The organism is Methylobacterium sp. P1-11 (genome assembly GCF_008329595.1).
In the GTDB taxonomy this organism is placed as follows: Bacteria; Pseudomonadota; Alphaproteobacteria; order Rhizobiales; family Beijerinckiaceae; genus Methylobacterium.
Genome location: NZ_NPKS01000013.1, coordinates 22258 through 36624 on the forward strand (window position 1 = coordinate 22258; position 14367 = coordinate 36624).

General features: G+C 69.0%; 12 protein-coding genes and 1 tRNA gene. 6 read left to right on the plus strand and 7 right to left on the minus strand.

Features of this window, described 5'->3' with window-relative positions; genetic code table 11:
* Window positions 1-165 precede the first annotated feature (165 nt).
* Window positions 166-2790, plus strand: coding sequence for an ATP-dependent chaperone ClpB (gene clpB / locus CIW48_RS14580; RefSeq protein WP_149311425.1), 2625 nt, complete (start codon window positions 166-168; stop codon window positions 2788-2790).
* Window positions 2791-3090: 300 nt separating this feature from the next.
* Here clpB and CIW48_RS14585 read toward each other — a convergent pair whose 3' ends face one another.
* The 4 genes from CIW48_RS14585 to CIW48_RS14600 all read right to left on the minus strand — a co-directional run bounded on the left by CIW48_RS14585 (window position 3091) and on the right by CIW48_RS14600 (window position 6340).
* Entirely contained in the window at window positions 3091-3999 is a 909-nt protein-coding gene (locus CIW48_RS14585) for an inositol monophosphatase family protein (protein WP_149311426.1), read from the minus strand.
* Window positions 3996-4571, minus strand: coding sequence for an NUDIX hydrolase (locus tag CIW48_RS14590; protein ID WP_149311427.1), 576 nt, complete (start codon window positions 4569-4571; stop codon window positions 3996-3998). Before CIW48_RS14590 ends, CIW48_RS14585 begins: the two co-directional genes overlap by 4 nt.
* 7 nt (window positions 4572-4578) lie before the next feature.
* Window positions 4579-5286 carry a glutathione S-transferase N-terminal domain-containing protein gene (locus CIW48_RS14595; protein WP_149311428.1) on the minus strand — a complete coding sequence of 236 codons (708 nt, stop codon included), beginning with the start codon at window positions 5284-5286 and terminating at the stop codon, window positions 4579-4581.
* A gap of 103 nt (window positions 5287-5389) precedes the next feature.
* Window positions 5390-6340 (minus strand): SMP-30/gluconolactonase/LRE family protein, encoded by a 951-nt coding sequence (locus CIW48_RS14600; RefSeq protein ID WP_173009269.1) that lies wholly within the window; start codon window positions 6338-6340, stop codon window positions 5390-5392.
* A 345-nt stretch (window positions 6341-6685) separates the two neighbouring features.
* Here CIW48_RS14600 and CIW48_RS14605 point away from each other — a divergent pair.
* Window positions 6686-6762, plus strand: a tRNA-Pro gene (locus CIW48_RS14605).
* Between the two features lie 25 nt (window positions 6763-6787).
* Window positions 6788-7099 (plus strand): ETC complex I subunit, encoded by a 312-nt coding sequence (locus CIW48_RS14610; protein WP_091787937.1) that lies wholly within the window; start codon window positions 6788-6790, stop codon window positions 7097-7099.
* Window positions 7100-7115: 16 nt separating this feature from the next.
* Here CIW48_RS14610 and CIW48_RS14615 read toward each other — a convergent pair whose 3' ends face one another.
* On the minus strand, window positions 7116-7574 hold the full coding sequence (locus CIW48_RS14615; RefSeq protein WP_149311429.1) for a nucleoside deaminase: 459 nt from the start codon (window positions 7572-7574) through the stop codon (window positions 7116-7118).
* 65 nt (window positions 7575-7639) lie between these two features.
* Window positions 7640-8707 carry a spore photoproduct lyase family protein gene (locus tag CIW48_RS14620; protein WP_149311430.1) on the minus strand — a complete coding sequence of 356 codons (1068 nt, stop codon included), beginning with the start codon at window positions 8705-8707 and terminating at the stop codon, window positions 7640-7642.
* A 305-nt stretch (window positions 8708-9012) separates the two neighbouring features.
* Here CIW48_RS14620 and CIW48_RS14625 point away from each other — a divergent pair, with 305 nt between their 5' ends.
* Window positions 9013-10926: an EAL domain-containing protein gene (locus tag CIW48_RS14625; RefSeq protein WP_246695249.1), complete on the plus strand. Its 1914-nt coding sequence runs from the start codon at window positions 9013-9015 to the stop codon at window positions 10924-10926.
* Window positions 10927-10968: 42 nt separating this feature from the next.
* Here the strand turns inward: CIW48_RS14625 and CIW48_RS14630 are convergent, their stop codons facing one another.
* The gene (locus CIW48_RS14630) at window positions 10969-11205 is read right to left on the minus strand and encodes a hypothetical protein (protein ID WP_149311432.1); all 237 of its coding nucleotides are present in this window, start codon (window positions 11203-11205) and stop codon (window positions 10969-10971) included.
* Window positions 11206-11542: 337 nt separating this feature from the next.
* Between CIW48_RS14630 and CIW48_RS34525 the strand changes: the two genes are divergently transcribed.
* Entirely contained in the window at window positions 11543-12307 is a 765-nt protein-coding gene (locus CIW48_RS34525) for a collagen-like protein (RefSeq protein ID WP_281407347.1), read from the plus strand.
* A 421-nt stretch (window positions 12308-12728) separates the two neighbouring features.
* Window positions 12729-14339, plus strand: a complete 1611-nt coding sequence (locus CIW48_RS14640) for a TolC family outer membrane protein (protein ID WP_149311433.1) — start codon at window positions 12729-12731, stop codon at window positions 14337-14339.
* Window positions 14340-14367 lie beyond the last annotated feature (28 nt).

A 14367-nucleotide genomic window follows, 5' to 3' on the forward strand; every position in this document is an offset into this window, starting at 1 on the left:
AAGAGCTTCGCGGCCCCTTGTGGTGCCCATTTGCAACACCACATCGGGTCTACCGGCGGCCACCAGCGGCGCCGGGGTCCTCGCGCGGCGGATAGCCGGAGGGCGACGTTTCGGTGGCGCCGCGCCTCTCATCGGGCGGCGGATGCCGGTACGGGAGGGTTGTGCATGAATTTCGAAAAGTACACCGAGCGCGCCCGCGGCTTCGTGCAGGCGGCTCAGAACCTCGCGACGCGCGAGGGACACCCCCAGCTTCAGCCGGGTCACCTGCTCAAGGTGCTGCTCGACGATCCGGAGGGCCTGTGCGCCGGCCTGATCGACCGCGCCGGCGGCCAGTCGCGCGTGGCCCTGGCCCAGACCGAGCAGTGGCTCGCCAAGCAGCCGAAGGTCTCCGGCAACGCCGCGGCCCCGCAGGCCACGCGCGAGCTGATGCGCCTGTTCGACACCGCCGAGAAGGCCGCCGAGAAGGCGGGCGATTCCTACGTCACGGTGGAGCGGCTGCTCCTCGCCCTCGCGGTGGAGAAGGATTCCGAGGCCGGCCGCGCGCTCCAGGCGGCGGGCGTCACCCCCGCCTCGCTGAACGCCGCCATCAACGCGCTGCGCAAGGGCCGCACCGCCGACAACGCCTCGGCCGAGAACGCCTACGACGCGCTCAAGAAGTACGCCCGCGACCTCACCGAGGCCGCCCGGGAGGGCAAGCTCGACCCGGTGATCGGCCGCGACGAGGAGATCCGGCGGACCATCCAGGTCCTGTCCCGGCGCACCAAGAACAACCCGGTCCTCATCGGCGAACCCGGCGTCGGCAAGACCGCGATCGTCGAGGGTCTGGCCCTGCGCATCGTCAACGGCGACGTGCCCGAGAGCCTGCGCGACAAGAGCCTGCTCGCCCTCGACATGGGCGCGCTGATCGCCGGCGCGAAGTATCGCGGCGAGTTCGAGGAGCGGCTGAAGGGCGTGCTCTCCGAGGTCACGGCGGCCGAGGGCGGGATCATCCTGTTCATCGACGAGATGCACACGCTGGTCGGCGCCGGCAAGGCCGACGGGGCGATGGACGCCTCGAACCTGCTGAAGCCGGCGCTCGCCCGCGGCGAGCTGCACTGCGTCGGCGCGACCACGCTGGACGAGTACCGCAAGCACGTCGAGAAGGACGCGGCGCTCGCCCGGCGCTTCCAGCCGGTCTTCGTGTCGGAGCCGACCGTGGAGGACACGGTCTCGATCCTGCGCGGATTGAAGGAGAAGTACGAGCAGCACCACGGCGTGCGCATCCAGGATGCGGCCCTGGTGGCGGCCGCGACGCTGTCGAACCGCTACATCACCGACCGGTTCCTGCCCGACAAGGCGATCGACCTCGTCGACGAGGCCGGCTCGCGCCTGCGCATGCAGGTCGATTCCAAGCCCGAGGAGCTCGACAACGTCGACCGCGAGATCGTCCGGCTGAAGATCGAGGCCGAGGCGCTCAAGAAGGAGACCGATTCCGCCTCCCGCGACCGGCTGGTCCGGCTGGAGAAGGAACTCGGCGACCTGGAGGAGCGCTCGGCGGCGATCACCGCCCGCTGGAAGGCCGAGAAGGACAAGCTCGGCACGGCCGCCGGCCTCAAGAAGAAGCTCGACGAGGCCCGCAACGAGCTGGCCGCGGCGCAGCGCCAGGGCCAGTACCAGCGCGCGGGCGAGCTGGCCTACGGGGTCATCCCCGGGCTGGAGAAGCAGCTCGCCGAGATCGAGGCGAAGGCGGAGAACGGGCGCGATACGATGATGGAGGAGGCGGTGACGCCCGCCCACATCGCCGGGGTGGTCTCCCGCTGGACCGGGGTGCCGGTGGACAAGATGCTGGAGGGCGAGCGCGAGAAGCTTCTGGCCATGGAGGAGGCGCTGGCCAAGCGCGTCGTCGGCCAGCGCGAGGCGGTCGAGGCGGTCTCGACCGCGGTCCGGCGCGCCCGGGCCGGGCTGCAGGATCCGAACCGGCCGATCGGCTCGTTCATGTTCCTCGGGCCGACGGGTGTCGGCAAGACCGAGCTGACCAAGGCTCTGGCCGGCTTCCTGTTCGACGACGACACGGCGCTCGTGCGCATCGACATGTCCGAGTACATGGAGAAGCACGCGGTCGCCCGGCTGATCGGCGCGCCTCCGGGCTATGTCGGCTACGAGGAGGGCGGCGCGCTGACCGAGGCCGTGCGGCGCCGGCCCTATCAGGTCGTGCTGTTCGACGAGGTCGAGAAGGCGCATCCGGACGTGTTCAACGTCCTGCTGCAGGTGCTCGACGACGGGCGGCTCACCGACGGCCAGGGGCGGACGGTCGACTTCCGCAACACCCTGCTGATCATGACCTCGAATCTCGGGTCGGAGTATCTGGTGAACCAGCCTGCGGGCCAGGACACCGACGCGGTCCGCGACGAGGTGATGGGCGTGGTGCGGGGTCACTTCCGGCCGGAATTCCTGAACCGGGTCGACGAGATCATCCTGTTCCACCGCCTCGCGCGGTCGGAGATGGGGGCGATCGTGGAGATCCAGCTCGGGCGCCTGCAGAAGCTCCTGGACGATCGCAAGATCACCCTGGAGGTCGACGAGGACGCCAAGAGCTGGCTCGCCGACAAGGGTTACGACCCGGCCTACGGGGCGCGGCCGCTGAAGCGGGTGATCCAGAAGAACGTCCAGGATCCCCTGGCCGAGCTGGTCCTCTCCGGCAAGGTCCACGACGGAGAGACGGTGCCGGTCAGGGTCGGCCCGATGGGCCTGATGATCGGCGACGTCACGGTCGGCACCGAGCGCCGGCCGGTCAACGCGACGCTGAACTGATTGGTCCATCGGCGAAGACGAGAACGGACGGCGCGCCACAACGTGGTGCGCCGTCCCTCTTTTCATGCCTCTGAAGCGCGGGCTGTCATATGGTTTCCTTCGAACCCCTCCGTCGACGTAGCCCGCGCCGTCACCACGAGCGGAGCGAAGTGACCCAGGGCAGTGCGACGCCGGACGCGGTCGCGCTGTCAGGATCGAGCGCGAGGAACTTTCGGATCGGCTGCCCAGCAGCGACGACGGGAGAGGATCGACAGGTCGAGCGCTGAATACATTGTAAAGCGTTTGGGCTGACGCCTGAATTCAATCAAGGCGCTCGACGCGCCGGATCGCCCTTGCCAGATCGGCCGCCTGATTTCGATCCCGACAGATGAGCCAGAGGTCGTCATGGGCCGACAGATCCGCGTCGAACAGGTCGGCGAAGGCGGCCGGCGGGTCGCCGAGGTCGGGCCAGTGGAACAGGCGGAAGCCGAGCGCCTCGAACAGGGGCAGGATCGGGCCAAGGTCCCACAAGCGGTTGTTGCTCAAGGTCGCGTCGAGGCGTCCAGTGGCCAGGAGCGCGGCGTCCGAGATCGCGCCGCCCTCGCTCCAGGGGAACCAGCCGCGGCCGTAATCCAGGATATAGCGCTGCGCCGTGACCGACAGCCAGCCGACATGGCCGGTCCGGCGCTCCGCCTGCTCGAGCGGACGCAACGCCGCAACCATGCGGCCGCCGCGTGTCGGCGCCCAGAAGGCGCGGCCCGCGCTCGCCGCGAGCAGGATGCCCTCCGTCGCCTCCGCGGCTACGCTCCGGGCCGGCTCCGAGCGATCCTCGTTCCAGGCCGGAAGGCTCATCACGCAGGCCCGGGGCCAGCCGGCGCGGCAGGCCGCCACCATCACGCCCCAGCCCGACAGGCCGCCCGCGAAGGGCCGGGTGCCGTCGATCGGGTCGCCCACGAAGGTCCAGGTATCGCGGGCGAGCATCGCCCGGGCCGCCGCATGCCCGAGATCCTCGGCCGTCTCCTCCTCGATCAGGTCGGGGCCGAACCGCGCGTGCAGCAACCGGCTGACGGCGAGATCGGCCTCGGTCAGGGCCTGGCCCAGATCCGGGCCCTTGTTGCTCATCGCAAGGCCGGTCGCCCGCATGGCGAGGGCCAGCGGCGCCGCCTCCTCGGCGAAGGCGAGCATCTGCGCGAAGACATCGGATTCGGGCGTGGCGGGCGGGAGCGTCATGCGGCGAACAAGGCGGGGGCGCGGAGCATCAGGGCCTGAACCAGGACCAGGGTCTTGAGGTCGGGCAGGCGGCCGGTGCGGGCCTGATCCGCCAGCGCGGCCAGCGGCACTTCCACGACGAGCACCTGCTCGCCCTCAGCGTGAAGCCCGCCACCGGACCCGACCCGGTCGGCCGATCCATAGGGCGCGAGGTAGAGCCAGAGACGTTCGGAGGAGACGCTCGGCATGCTGTAGGCGTGGGCCACCGGCTCCAGCCGTCGCAGGCGCACGCCCGCTTCCTCCATCGCCTCCCGGATCGCCGCTGCCTCCGGCGTGTCCCCGTCGAGGCCGCCGGCCGGGGCTTCGTCGAACTCCGCCGATTCGCCCCAGAAGGCCGGCCCCACCCGCGCCTGCCGCACGAGCAGCGCCACGCGCCGCTCGGGATCGTAGGGCAGCACGCAGGCCGCCTGCCCGTGATCCTCCAGCGCGCGCCGCACGGTGCTGCCATCCTGCAGCGTCAGCGTGGCGATGCCGAAGGTGTTCCAGCCGCGGTGGAGCACCTCCAGCGGCAGGGCAGGCACGGGCTCGGTCATGACCAGCTCAGCGCTTCGTGTTGGTGGCGGTCTGGCCGAACATCACCTTCTTGGCGTCCTCGCTCATGGTCTTGCCGAAATCCGGATTGACCTCCGGCGCGCGGGCATAGGCTGCCTTCGTGGCGGGCCGCTCGGCGATCACCGTGAACCAGCGCTTCAGGTTCGGGTGCTCGTCAAGGTTCTGGCCCTGCTTCTCGTACGGGACGATCCAGGGATAGCAGGCCATGTCGGCGATGGAGTAATCCGGGCCGGCCACGAAGGCACGGTCGGCCAGCCGCCGGTCGAGCACGCCGTAGAGCCGGTTGGTTTCATTGACGTAGCGCTTGATCGCGTACTCGATCTTCTCGGGCGCATATTGCGAGAAATGGTGGTTCTGGCCGAGCATCGGGCCGAGACCGCCCATCTGCCAGAACAGCCATTGCAGCACCTCCGCCCGACTGCGAAGGTCGCTCGGGATGAAGCGCCCGGTCTTCTCGGCGAGATAGAGCAGGATCGCCCCCGACTCGAACAGCGAGACCGGCGCGCCGCCGCCCGCCGGCTCGTCGTCGACGATCGCCGGCATGCGGTTGTTGGGGGCGATCCTGAGAAAATCCGGATTGAACTGCTCGCCCTTACCAATATTCACAGGATGGATTCGGTAGGGCAGCCCCGTCTCTTCGAGAAACATCGTGATCTTATGGCCGTTTGGCGTCGGCCAGTAGTGGAGTTCGATCATCGGCTGGTGTCCCGCTATACCCCCGGCGGACGGGAAGTGGGTCGCCGTGGCGCTCCGGTCAAGCATGCCGCCGACGGCATGGTCGGGCCGTCTACTCTCGGCTTCATCCGCCGACGCAGCCCTGGACGTCGACGTAGATCGCATAGAGCGACTGGCTGGCCGCCATGAACAGGCGGTTGCGATGCCGGCCCCCGAAGCAGAGGTTGGCGCAGCGCTCCGGCAGGCGGATCCGGCCGATCGCCCGGCCCTCGGGGTTGAACACCATGACGCCGTCCAGGGCGTCGTCGCCCATGCCCCAGCCGCACCAGAGATTGCCGTCGACATCGCACCGGAGGCCGTCCGGCGTGCCCGGCCCGGCGTCGATCAGCACACGCCGGTCTCGGAGAGCGCGGCCGCCGACGACGTCGTAGGCAACGATCCGCCGGGTCGGCCGCCCACGCGATTCCACCAGGTAGAGCACGCAGCCGTCGGGGGAGAAGCACAGGCCGTTGGGACCGGCGAGGTCGGAGGCCGCCGCCTCCAGCACGCCGCTGACCGGATCGAGTCGATAGACGTTCTGCGGGAGTTCGGGTTCGGCGCGGGCGCCCTCGTAGAAGCCGCCGATCCCGAAGGGCGGATCGGTGAACCAGACCGCCCCGTCGGCAGCGGTCACGACGTCGTTCGGCGAATTGAGCCGGCGGCCCTCGAACATATCCGCCAGAACGGTGATCGCGCCGTCATGCTCGGTCCGGGTGACTCGACGGCCCCCGTGCTCGCAGGTGACGAGCCGCCCCTGCCGGTCCCGGGTGTTGCCGTTGGCGAAGCCCGACGGCTTCCGGTAGAGGCCGACCGCCCCGCTCTCCTCGTCCCAACGCAGGATGCGGTCGTTCGGGATATCGCTCCAGAGCAGGTAGCGGCCGTCGCCGAACCAGACCGGTCCCTCGCACCAGCGGAATCCGGTGGCGAGGCGCTCGACCGCCGCGTTGAACACCCGGTAGCGGGCAAAGGTGTCGTCGAGGATCTCGACGGCCGGGTCGGGATAGCGCGGGCTCGGTGTCCACACGGGAAGGTCCATGTCGCTCGCCGCGATCGTCACGGTTTCGGGCCGGGCCGGCAAGAGCGGCCCTGAGGCCCGAAGCATGCCGCGGCGGTGACGAGGACCGGAACCGTCCGGCGCGGCGATCCGAAACTTGCCATCCTCCGCCCCCCAGTGATGGCAGGCGCCGGTTCGTCAGCAGGCAGGCCCAGCCCTCGTCCCAAGTCAAACGCTACAACGCGGCGATTTGTCTGACAAGTCGATGAGGCTCTCGCCCGTACGGTGCCGCGCCGCCGCGGGTGACGGCACATCGGCGCGCGGAACCCGCGACGCGTCTTGCAGGGGAACGGCGGAACCGCTACGGCATTGAGGCCGTGTGGCAGTCGGGGTGTGGCGCAGTCTGGTAGCGCACCTGGTTTGGGACCAGGGGGTCGTAGGTTCGAATCCTATCGCCCCGACCATTCGATCAGGAGCTTGTCGAATCCGATGCCGAGCGCCCGCATCTTCCGTCCGTCTCGGGATGCCACGCAGTCGGGCCTCGCCCGCACCAAGCAGTGGATCCTGGAGTTCGACCGGACCAGCCCGCGCGAGATCGATCCGCTGATGGGTTGGAACGGATCCTCCGACATGCTTCAGCAGGTGCGCCTGGAATTCGACACCGAGGAGGAGGCCGTGGCCTACGCGAAGCGCGAGGGCATCGCCTTCCGCGTCGAGCAGCCGGCCAAGCCGGTCCATCGCAAGGGCCTGTCCTACTCGGACAATTTCAAGTTCAACCGCACGGCGCCGTGGACGCATTGAGGCCGGCGGAGCCGGCTCACGCCCTGCGACGCGCCTTCCAGGCAGCGTAAGGGGAATCGCCGTCTGGCCGTATCTGGCTGATCCGCATCGGCTGCGCATCGAGCGGCTGGCAAAGTTCCGCATAGATCGTCGCGCTGCCGGCGCCATGTTCTGCGGCTTCCTCGGCCGAGAAGGCGAAATAGCCTTCCGTGAAGCCGGCGAGCCGCATCGCGGCGTGACACATCGGGCACGGGCGGCCGCTCGCATACATCACGCAGTCGCCGAGGTCGCGGCGGCCGAGCAGCCGGCTCGCCTCGCGCAGCGCGACCATCTCGGCATGGGCGCTCGGATCGTTGGTGGCGTGCACCCGATTGGCCGCGCGGACCAGCACGGCGCCGTCCTGCACGATCACAGCGCCATACGGGGCACCGCCGGCCTCCACATTGGCCTCGGCGAGGGCGACAGCCTCGCGGATATGATCCTCGTGCGTCGCCATGGCCTGATCCCCCCTTGCGCTGGCGCGGCAACGCCGGGCGCGGCGGGAAGTTCGGCGACCGGCGCTCAGAACGCGTAGCGCACCGTGCAATAGGGCATCGATTCCGCGAGGAGCGCCTTGAACCGGGCAAGCCATCGGCCCTTCCAGCCGGACCGGTAGCGCAGGTTGAGGCCGCCGCCTTCCGAAACCTTCGTTTCCTGGATGTCCGGGCGCCAGAGCAGGTCCTCGGCCCTCGGGTGCCAGCCGAGATTGACCGCATGCAGATCCGCATTGTGGGTCAGCATGATGATCTCGCACTTGAGCTGCGCCTTGGCGGCGTCCGACAGCGTGGCGTCGATTTCGGCGAACAGCGCCCGCCAGTCCTCCTCCCAGCCCTCGTAGAGGATCACGGGCGAGAAATTGACGTGGACCTCGTAACCGGCGGTCACGAAGTCATCGATGGCCGCGATCCGCTCCGGGATCGGGGCCGTGCGCACGTCCACGATCCGGGCGATCCGTGCGGGCATGAGCGAGAAGCGGATGCGCGTCTTGCCCTGCGGGTCGTAGGCGAGGAGATCGCGGTTCACGGCCTTGGTGGCGAAGGAGGCCTTGGCGTTGGGCAGAGTGCGGAACAGCGCGACCAGGCTGCGCACACCGTCACTCACCGCGGCGTCCACCGAGAGGTCACCGTTCTCGCCGATGTCGTAGACCCAGTATTCCGGATCGATCGGATCCGGCTCCGACAGGCGCCCCTGGCGTCCGGCATGGCGGGCGATCGCCGCACAGGCCTGCTCGACGTTCACGAACAGCGAGATCGGATTGGAGAAGCCCTTGCGGCGGGGCACGTAGCAATAGGCGCAGGCCATGGCGCAGCCGTTGGAGGTCGAGGGCGCGATGAAATGGGCGCTGCGGCCATTGGGCCGCATGGCGAGCCCCTTCTTCACGCCGAGGACCAGGGTCGAACGCTTGATCCGCACCCAGTCCTCCACCGATCCCGCATTGCCGTGGAGTTCCGGGATGTTCCAGTGCGACGGCACGACGATGCGCTCGGCTTCGGCAAAGCGCGTCAGGATCTCCCGGCCGAGCGGGAAGTCGCCGACCGCAGGTTCATGGTAGATCGTCCGGATATCGAGAAGATCGCGAGTCAGGGCCATGGAGGATCCCGGGCCCGAAGACGGCCCGGTCGACGATATGGTGCGCCCGGACGCGGCCGGAATGTCTTGCGACCTGTCGTCCTGCCCCGGCCGACGCCCGGAGCGTTCTCGACGGCAGCGGCTTTCGCTGATCGTTCAACGTTATCTTACGATTCCCTGTCATGAGTCCCTCAGCTTCGAGTGGACGTACGATGATCGTTCGGGACCAGGAGAGATCTCAGCCGGAACCGCCCGGTCCCGGCGAATCTCTCGACCCTTCGGTTCCGAGCTGGGATGCGCTGATCCGGCGGGACCAGCTGGATGCGATGCGCGGGAGCGTGCTGGCCGCTATTCCGGTCAACATGCTTCTCGGACTGGCGAGTCTACTGGTCGCCTATCGCAGCGGGCACGGGACCGCGGGGGCCGTCTGGTTTGCGGCATCGACCAGCGTCAATCTCCTGCGAATCACCTTGTGCCGGATCCCCTGCCTCGGCCTGGCGCTGACCGCGGACATGACGCCGAGCCTCGCCGCACATGCCGGCCGCTCCATCGACAGGCGGCTGCGCGCCTTCACGGCTGCGGCGTTCCTGTCCGGTGTGGTCTGGGCCTGCCAGCCGCTGCTATGCGAGGGCTATACCTCCGCGCAGGCCCTGTTCTATCTCGCGATCACCTGCGGCGTGACCGCTGGCGCGGTGACGCACGGGACCGCGTATGCCCGCATCCCGCTCAGCTTCATCGTGATGCCGTTGCTGTCGGTCGCCGTCTGCCTTGTCCTGACCGGTGACTTCGACCGGAACTGCCTCGCAGCCTGTGTCATCCTCTACTTCTTGGCCCTGACGCACACCGCGTTCCGGAGCGAGGCCGTGTTTCGCGACGCGAGCCGGCTCAAGAACGAGGCCCACGCCCTCGCCCGATCGCGCGCCGAGGCGCATGCCAGCGCCAGCGCCCTCGTCGATGAGATGCGCTGGCGCGCCACGCATGACGACCTCACCGGCCTTCTGAACCGCGCGGGCCTTCTGCAGGCGACCGAGCATCGGCTTCACACCGGCACGCTCAGCCTGCTGATGCTCGACCTGGACGGTTTCAAGTTCGTCAACGACGTCTACGGACACAAGGCGGGCGACCGCGTGCTCGTGGAGGTCGCGCGCCGGCTGAGCGGTGCGCTGCCGGAGAACAGCCTTGCGGCCCGGCTCGGCGGCGACGAATTCGCCGTGCTGTACGATCCCGCCACGTCCGGCGTGCCCCACGGCGTCATGGCGGCGACTCTGATCACCACGGTGGCACAGCCGTTCGAGGGTTTCGACGCGGGCCGGCTCGGTGTCAGCATCGGCATTCATGACGGTCCGGAGCCCGGCCTGACCGAGATGCTGAGCTGCGCCGACGAGGCGCTCTACGCCGCGAAGGCGACCGGCCGGAACCGCTTCCGGGTGTTCGACCAGGGCCTGCGCGAGCGGCTGCAGATGCGGCGCGATCTGGAGCGCGACCTGTCGCAGGCCTTGGTCGAGAACGCCCCGAAGGTCTGGTTTCAGCCGATCTACGCCGCGGATGGCCGCATCCTGGCCGGGCTGGAGGCGCTGGTCCGGTGGGAGCATCCGCGCCTCGGCTGGATCGCCCCGCCGGACCTGATCGCCGCCGCCGGGATGGCGGGCCTCACCGAATCCCTGTTCCGCTACATCCTCGAGCAGGTCACCGCGATGCTGGAGATCCTACATCGCCGCGGCCTGCAGGGCGTGCGCGTGGCGATGAACGTCTCACCGCGGGAGATGGCGCAGGTACCGGTGGACGAGATCGTCATCGAGCGCCTGACCCTTCTCGGCCTGCCGCCCACGATGCTGGAGATCGAGATCACCGAGGAAACCGCCCTCGACATCGGTGCGGTCCAGAGCAAACTGCAGGCGCTGTCCCGCGCCGGCATCCGGGTCGCCCTGGACGATTTCGGCATCGGCTACTCGTCCCTCTCCTCGCTGCGGCAGCTCAAGGCGGACCGGATCAAGATCGACCGGAGCTTCGTCACCGGGCTCGGATCGAGCGACGACAAGCGCGGGCTCGTCCTCGCCGTCCTCGGCCTCGGCCGTCTGCTCGGTCTCGACGTGGTGGCGGAAGGGGTCGAATCGGCCGAGGACCTGCACATTCTGCAGGCGATGGGGTGCCCGTTTCTGCAGGGCTACCACCTCGGGCGCCCGATGCCGGTGGAAGCCCTGGAGGCAACCCTGCTCACCACGCGCATCGCGGCGGCCTGAAGAGACGGCGTTGCGAAGGGAACTCGGGGCCGCTCGACCCGCTCAGAAGCGCTCCAGATCCGCCGGCCCGCGACTCAGGAGCCTGCGCGTCGCCGCGCGCCACAGGCGATCCGGCAGCCGGTAGAGCCACACCAGGGCCAAGACGAGGGCCAAGCTGCCGGCGATCGTCAGCAGGAACAGCCAAGCCAGAGCTTCGAGGATGAACCCCGGCTCCGGTCCGGACTCCGTCCGGTCGTACCAGAGCGGATCCGTGTCCCAGGCCGGATCGTTCTCGTCCACGGTCGAACCCTCCACAGCGAATCCGACGCGCGGCCCCAAGGCGCTCACAAGGCGCCGGCCGCCGGATCGCCGGGGTTGATCGCGGCACGGACATCCGCGCTGGTCCGTCGGGCCCATCCGAATTGAGCGCAATGCTCCTCGTTCCCGCGCAGCCTGCGACGGCCCGAACCGGCCCGGCGTCGGCACGCTACAGGCCTCGTCGCGGGGTGGCTGAATACCCAATTCGGACTACGCCCGTCGGCCAGCCGCGTTTTTCCACATCCAACTTTCTCAGCAATTTATTGCTTAGTTTGCGGAGTATGGCATTCTGACCGACGAAAAGACTGCGTGACCCGCCATGAGATCTGTCAATCGCCTGCAGCGCAAGCGCACTGCGCTCTGGTTGATTCTGGCCCTTTCGGCCGCCTGTCCGGTGCCGACCCAGGCGGCCGATATGCGTATCGAGGCCGCCAAGATCACCGGCGGCGACCTCTGGATCATCGGCTACGCCGACGATCCGGGCGTGGAGATCACGCTGGACGGCCAGTTCCCGCAGCGGACCGACAACCGAGGCTATTTCGAGTTCCGCGTCGTCTACCATCCGGCCACCTGCATCGCGACGCTGCGGACGCCGAAACAGACTCGCAGCATCGTCGTCGGCGAATGCGGCCAGCAGGCCCCCGGCCTCGTCGGCCCGGCCGGGCCGGCCGGGCCGCGCGGTGAGACGGGTCCGCGCGGCGAGGCCGGGCCGCCCGGTGAGCGGGGCGCGATGGGACCGCCCGGACCACCCGGGCTGCAGGGCCCCGCCGGCGAGCAAGGCCTCGCCGGACCGCCGGGCCCGCAGGGTCCAGCCGGCCAGCGTGGGCCTGCCGGCCTGATCGGCACGCCAGGGCTGATGGGTGCCACGGGCCCGGCCGGGCCGCCCGGGCCGCCCGGGCCCCGGGGACAGCAAACGCCCCCGATCGCAGCGCCGAAACCGAAGCCTCCGCCCGCCTTGACGGGATCGGTGCCCAGGCACCGCCCGGCGGCGCGCCCGCCCCGTGACCCGGAGCCTGATCCCGCCCCCTACAACCCACAAGATCTCGAGCCGGATGCGGGCGGCGGGGGGATGGATCGGTACTAAGAGCAAGCCGGCCCGGCGGGCGCGACGCCCGATCCAGCGGCCGCGTGAGGCCGTCGGTCGTCGCGCACCGGTCCGACGCCTCGATCACATTCTCCCGTCTTCGCAAGCAGGCGATAGTCTCTGATGCGTCGCATTTATAGAGCTAGACAGTTCAATACGCGTACGCGCCCCATAGCGATCGCAGGGTGTGTCACCTTAATGCCCCAACGCGGCACATTCCGACGCCGCACCCACGCCGAGGCGAGCCAAGACGTCCGGTTTGCGCTAAGCGTGACGGTGGGGCGGGCTTGATCGGAGACGGGCGAAACGCCGTACCTTGGCCGTTTTCGTCTCGGACATCCGGACCGAAAGAGACCGCAAGGGCTTGTTCATCGTGACACGACGTCCACCAGCAAGTTGTCCGACGTTCCGCCTGGCCGGGATGGTGTCCGGGCTCGCGATGCTGGCAGCCATGCCGGCCTCCGCCGAGACCCTGGAGAGCGCCCTCGCGAAGGCCTATCAGGGCAATCCATCCTTGAATGCCGGTCGCGCCGGGGTGCGCGCGATCGATGAAAACGTGGCGATCGCGCAGTCCGGCTACCGGCCAACCGTCAGCGTCAACGCCGCGATCGGCGTCCAGTACCTTCAAACCCGCTCCTCCAGCAGCGTCGCGTCCGCGGGCACCGCCGGTACGGGGGCCGCCAGCGGCGGCTCTTCCCTCGGGTCGACGGGCGGCGGCCTTGGAACGGCAGGCGGCGGGACAAGCGGCGTCGGGACGACGGGCGTGGGGACCACGGGGGTCGGGACCACGGGAGGCGGAACCACGAGCGTCGGGACCACGGGTACCGGAACATCCGGGTCCGCAGCGGGCGGTGGGGGCCTGTCCGAGGGCGCAACGTCCGACATCGCCAGCCAGGTGATCACCTCCAAGCGGACGACGCGCACCACCTACCTGCCCAGCTCTGCCAGCCTGAACGTCACGCAGACGATCTTCAACGGCTTCCAGACCGACAATCAGGTCCGCCGGGCCGAGTCGCAGGTCTACAGCCAGCGCGAGAGCCTGCGCTTCACCGAGCTGACGGTGCTCTACAACGCCGTTCAGGCATACATGAACGTGCTCAGCAACACGGCCACGCTGGAGCTGAACCGGAACAACGTCGAAGTTCTGGAAGAACAACTCCGCCAGACGCGGGACCGGTTCAACGTCGGTGAGGTGACCCGCACCGACGTCGCGCAGGCCGAAGCGCGGCTGGCCGGCGCGCGTTCGCAGGTGAGCACCGCCGAGTCCAACCTGCGCACGAGCATCGGCGTCTACCGACAGAATATCGGCGTCGAGCCGCGCCAGCTCGCGCCGGGTCGGCCGCTGGATCGGTTCGTGCCGCGCAATCTCGACGCGGCCATCGCCATCGGCCTGAGCGAACATCCGCAGGTCGTTTCGGCCATCCACAATGTCGATTCGTACGAAGCCCAGGTGAAGGTGCTGGAAGGTCAGCTCGCACCGCAGCTCAGCCTGCAGGGCTCCCTCAGCCAGCTCTACGATCAGAACGGCCCGAATCAGAGCTTCTTCGTCGGCTTCGTCGGCGGCCGGCTCTCCATCCCGATCTATGAGGGCGGCCAGACCTACGCGCAGATCCGGCAGGCCAAGGAATCGGTAGGCCAGGCCCGCATCCAGGTCGACCAGATCCGGGATCAGGTCCGCGCCCAGATCGTCGACTTCTGGGGCCGACTGGAAGCAGCCAAGGCGCAGGTCATCGCCGCCCAGGCCCAGGTCCAGGCCAACGAGGTGGCGCTGAACGGCGTGCGCGAGGAGGCTCGCGTCGGCCAGCGCACGACCCTCGACGTGCTCAACGCGCAGCAGGAATTGCTGAACTCCCGCGTGAGCCTCATCGTCGCCCAGCGCGACCGCGTGATCTTCTCATACGGCGTGGTCCAGGCGATCGGACAACTGACCGCCCGCTTCACGGCGCTCCCGGTCGAATATTACAGCGCCAAGGTCCACTACGATCAGGTCAAGGACCTGTGGTTCGGCCTGCGCACGCCGGACGGTCGCTGAGGGCTTTTCCACGGGGAGTGTGTTGCGG

What these genes read in the sequence shown, in the direction of transcription:
- CIW48_RS14610 (WP_091787937.1), top strand. Translation starts at nt 6,788, where the DNA reads ATGCCGAGCGCCCGCATCTTCCGTCCGTCTCGGGATGCCACGCAGTCG.
- CIW48_RS14595 (WP_149311428.1), bottom strand. Translation starts at nt 5,286, where the DNA reads ATGATCGAACTCCACTACTGGCCGACGCCAAACGGCCATAAGATCACG.
- CIW48_RS14625 (WP_246695249.1), top strand. Translation starts at nt 9,013, where the DNA reads ATGCGCGGGAGCGTGCTGGCCGCTATTCCGGTCAACATGCTTCTCGGA.
- CIW48_RS34525 (WP_281407347.1), top strand. Translation starts at nt 11,543, where the DNA reads ATGAGATCTGTCAATCGCCTGCAGCGCAAGCGCACTGCGCTCTGGTTG.
- CIW48_RS14600 (WP_173009269.1), bottom strand. Translation starts at nt 6,340, where the DNA reads ATGGACCTTCCCGTGTGGACACCGAGCCCGCGCTATCCCGACCCGGCC.
- clpB (WP_149311425.1), top strand. Translation starts at nt 166, where the DNA reads ATGAATTTCGAAAAGTACACCGAGCGCGCCCGCGGCTTCGTGCAGGCG.
- CIW48_RS14585 (WP_149311426.1), bottom strand. Translation starts at nt 3,999, where the DNA reads ATGACGCTCCCGCCCGCCACGCCCGAATCCGATGTCTTCGCGCAGATG.
- CIW48_RS14590 (WP_149311427.1), bottom strand. Translation starts at nt 4,571, where the DNA reads ATGACCGAGCCCGTGCCTGCCCTGCCGCTGGAGGTGCTCCACCGCGGC.
- CIW48_RS14640 (WP_149311433.1), top strand. Translation starts at nt 12,729, where the DNA reads ATGGTGTCCGGGCTCGCGATGCTGGCAGCCATGCCGGCCTCCGCCGAG.
- CIW48_RS14620 (WP_149311430.1), bottom strand. Translation starts at nt 8,707, where the DNA reads ATGGCCCTGACTCGCGATCTTCTCGATATCCGGACGATCTACCATGAA.
- CIW48_RS14615 (WP_149311429.1), bottom strand. Translation starts at nt 7,574, where the DNA reads ATGGCGACGCACGAGGATCATATCCGCGAGGCTGTCGCCCTCGCCGAG.